Genomic DNA, 3385 nt, shown 5'->3' with positions numbered 1-3385 from the left:
CTAGCTTCACACCGCAGCAGCTACGGATAGATCTTGTGTTTCGGGTGCTTACTGCTCGTCGCTGGCCCCAGTGCCATTCCCGACAAGCCAAGCTGGCGCATTAGCCGCTGTACACGCTTTCGATTAACGGCGTAGCCCTGCTTACAAAGAAACTTCACCATACGACAGCTGCTGTAGAATGGTCGTTTTATGTACTCTTTGTCGAGCAGTCGGCACAACAGCAGGTCGTCGGCACCGATCTCCCGCTCTGATGTATGATGGGTTTTAAGGCCTTCCATTCAGCCGCTGCCACTCTCGATGGAATTGAAACCGCTCATATGATCAGGAAAAGGCAACTGGGGCAGGAGGGTATTCCCGCCCATCGGCAGTTCATGGCGCTCGCAGGGTAACTGCGTCCAGGCCATAGGTATATTTCGGTCAGACGAGAAGTTTGCGACAGAACCCTACAACAACGGCTAGCGAAATCACACTTGCCCCAACTGCGACAGGGAATCCACGGCAACCCCATTGGACTCGGGTATGGCGTTTCGCTCGCACACCGGGGGAGCCGGAACACCTGTGCGGTTCAAGCCATAGCCTTCACTTCAGCCACGGCCGTGTCAATCTCTGCCGGGGCGTTGAGCAGGCTCGGTGCGAAGCGGGCGTAGGATTTGCGGTAGGGCGTAGCGCTGGCAATGATCCCTTTGTCGCGCAGGCGTTTGACGACCTCCACCTGGGGTATGCCATCGACATCGAAACATACCAGACCGGATGACAGTTCCGGCGACATCGGCGTATAGAGCTTGACGTGGTCCAGCTCGGCGAGTCCCTGCTTGGTCTGCGTATTCAGGGCGTGGATGCGCTCCTGCACCCGCGCCTTGCCCACGGCGAGGTGCAGGTCGAAGGCCGCGGGCAAAGCCCAGCGGCTCTCGAAAGAATGGAACCCCCCCGGGGTCATGTGCTGGCCTACCGGCACCTGATCCGGCGTAGTCAGGCCCAGCCAGACGCTGTAGCTCTCGCTAAAGCTGGGAATCACGGGGCGGGTCATAGACCAGGCGCGCTCGTTGCCCCAGATGACGCCGGTGCCGCGCGGGCCGAAGATCCACTTATGGGTGCCGGCCATAAAGAAGTCACAGCCCAGCTGGCTGACGTCCTGATTTTCGACACCGAATCCGTGCACGCCGTCCACGCAGAACAGAATCTGGTCGTCTTTGTCGCGCTTGAAGTTGATCTCGTCGATGACGGTGGACATGGCCTTGATCGGCAGCTTGACACCGGTAGAGGAGTGCACCCAGGTGCAGACGAAGACCCGGGTCTCGGATTGAAGGGCATCGCGCAAGCGGCTGCAGACGCCGTCCACCGATACCCGGGCCGGGTCGTCGTACAGCGAGATCCGGCGAACACTGGCCCCGGTGCGCTTGGCGCGCAACTGCAGTGATAAATCGGTGGAATAATGGTCGTGGGTGGTTTGCAAAACCTCCGTACCGGGGGCGAGTTGCAAGCCGCTGTAAACCATGGCCAAGCTCATGGTGGTGCTGTCGGTGAGGGCGATGTGACTGCCGGTGCCGCCCATGTAGCGCGCCGCGCTGTCGGCGATCTTGCCATCGATGGTCTTGTAGTGGCGGTGCCAGTACTCGGCTGGGTTCTCATCGAAGGCCCTGCGATGGGTTTCGATGGCCTCGGCAACAGGGTGCGGGTGTGAAGCCAGTAAAAACGTTGCCAACTGGATGTAGTCACGGGTCAATGGAAACAGGTCGCGGAATGCGTCCCAATTTGTCGCGGCGGTGCCGATGCTTGTCGGGACAGCTTGCGCTGCGCCGGTGCCGCTCAATGTGACGGCGCCGATTGCCAGCCCCGCCCGCTGCAGAAACTCCCTTCTCTTCACGGTTGTGTCCCCCCAGAACGCATTCCATAAACCTTCACCATAGACCACAGGGACCGGAATGCCAAACGCGCAACCGCAATACTCGATTTGACCGCTGTCGTTGCTAATTCGGCTTTAGTCGGAATCGGATGATCAATAATTTGGGAAATTCCAGGGTCGCAAAGTGGAACGCTACACACTACCCAAAAGAACGTTTACTGCGCTGCCACAAGCAGAAATTGTGCAACAGAGTGGGGAGTGACGGTCCTGGCATAGCCAGAGCGGGGTTGGTGAGGCGCTGACATTGAGCGAGCGAATAAAACTCTAGGATACGGTTGGTTCAGCAAGCACCTGTTCACAGCTTTACGAGAGGTTCAGGAATCGGCAGCCCAGTGGCTACGGTATATCGACTGACCTGGCAAGCCCGAGGCTGGAAAGCACTTACCAGGATGATCCCACCGAATTTCGCACATCCACTCACTCAGTTTCAGCGGCACCGGTGATCCACTCCAGGGTTGGCGCAATACGGTGTTGCGTTGCCTGCTCATAGCTGTAGGCGGTTCTGTTGCAAACTCCTCGTCTGGCCGAAATATACCTATGGCCTGGACGCAGTTACCCTGCGAGCGCCATGAACTGCCGATGGGCGGGAATACCCTCCTGCCCCAGTTGCCCTTTCCTGATCATATGAGCAGTTTCAATTCCATCGAGAGTGGCAGCAGCTGAATGGAAGGCCTTAAAACCCATCATAGGTTTGGTTATTCGTTTGATAAACCGATAGTTCTGTTCCACGATATTGTTGAGATATTTGACCTGCAGAGTATCGATGAATGAAAGCCAGAATTTCATCAGAAACAGATAGATATTGATGTTGGTCAGACCCGCCAGATTGGCTCCGCTTTTATCTATGACCACCTTCTCTGGCACCCCATTACTACCAATGGATTTCTCGAAGAAGTGTGTCGCTGCGGCTTCATTTCTGGCCTTTGAGAGCATGAAATCAACGGTTTTGCCGGATTTATCAACGGCTCGATACAGGTATACCCACTTACCCTTAAGTTTGATATACGTCTCATCCATACGCCAGGATGTGCCGACCAGCCTCTTTTTCTTTTTGGCCTCTTTGGCAATTTGAGAAGAGTACTTGACAACCCATCGATTGAGCGTGGCATGATCCACTGTCACCCTGCGTTCTTGCATGATTTTCTCAAGGTCACGATAGGAAACCGTGTAGCGCACGTAGAAGAAAACCGCATACAGAATCACATTTTTTTGGGTAGTAGGCCCCCTTAAAACTGATCAATGACACAAGCCTCAAACCACAAATTGAAACTGGAAGCTTATACCTGAAAAGTAGAGGTATTAGCAATGCGTGGCAAAATTTGCGAAAGATCCAAATCCTATTGATGGAATAAAAACAAGTATTAGCGCAACGATATAAGTTTTCATAACTGCTACTGGCTTTGTTTGTCTTTCCGCGTGTGGCATCTCAGGACTGGAGGTCTGCCGAGTATAAGCAAAGATACCACGATACTGAAAACAACG

The 3385-nt window shown here is 54.7% G+C and carries 3 protein-coding genes and 2 pseudogenes; 1 reads left to right on the top strand and 4 read right to left on the bottom strand.

Annotated elements, in window-relative coordinates; all coding sequences use genetic code 11:
• Positions 1-23: 23 nt before the first annotated feature.
• Positions 24-242, bottom strand: a pseudogene (locus Q5Y71_RS16460) (IS3 family transposase); the annotation flags it as partial.
• Positions 243-254: 12 nt separating this feature from the next.
• Between Q5Y71_RS16460 and Q5Y71_RS16455 the strand changes: the two are divergent.
• A pseudogene (locus Q5Y71_RS16455) lies at positions 255-389 on the top strand (IS6 family transposase); the annotation flags it as partial.
• Positions 390-565: 176 nt separating this feature from the next.
• Here Q5Y71_RS16455 and Q5Y71_RS16450 read toward each other — a convergent pair.
• The 3 genes from Q5Y71_RS16450 to Q5Y71_RS16440 form a co-directional block, all read right to left on the bottom strand.
• Positions 566-1864 (bottom strand): aminotransferase class V-fold PLP-dependent enzyme, encoded by a 1299-nt coding sequence (locus tag Q5Y71_RS16450; RefSeq protein WP_306043172.1) that lies wholly within the window; start codon positions 1862-1864, stop codon positions 566-568.
• Positions 1865-2455: 591 nt separating this feature from the next.
• Positions 2456-3143, bottom strand: a protein-coding gene (locus Q5Y71_RS16445) for an IS6 family transposase (protein WP_306043173.1) whose coding sequence is annotated in 2 segments (ribosomal slippage) — positions 2456-3112 and positions 3114-3143 — 687 coding nt in all. Because the reading frame shifts where the segments join, the coding sequence is not laid out codon by codon here.
• A gap of 59 nt (positions 3144-3202) precedes the next feature.
• Positions 3203-3385, bottom strand: a 183-nt coding sequence (locus Q5Y71_RS16440; RefSeq protein WP_306043171.1) for a hypothetical protein, incomplete at its 5' end; no start/stop codon positions are given.

It is taken from the genome of Microbulbifer sp. 2205BS26-8, from assembly GCF_030731025.1.
Lineage (GTDB): Bacteria > Pseudomonadota > Gammaproteobacteria > Pseudomonadales > Cellvibrionaceae > Microbulbifer > Microbulbifer spongiae.
Note: the sequence above shows the minus strand (reverse complement) of the source record. Positions and strands in the feature narration are given on the sequence as shown.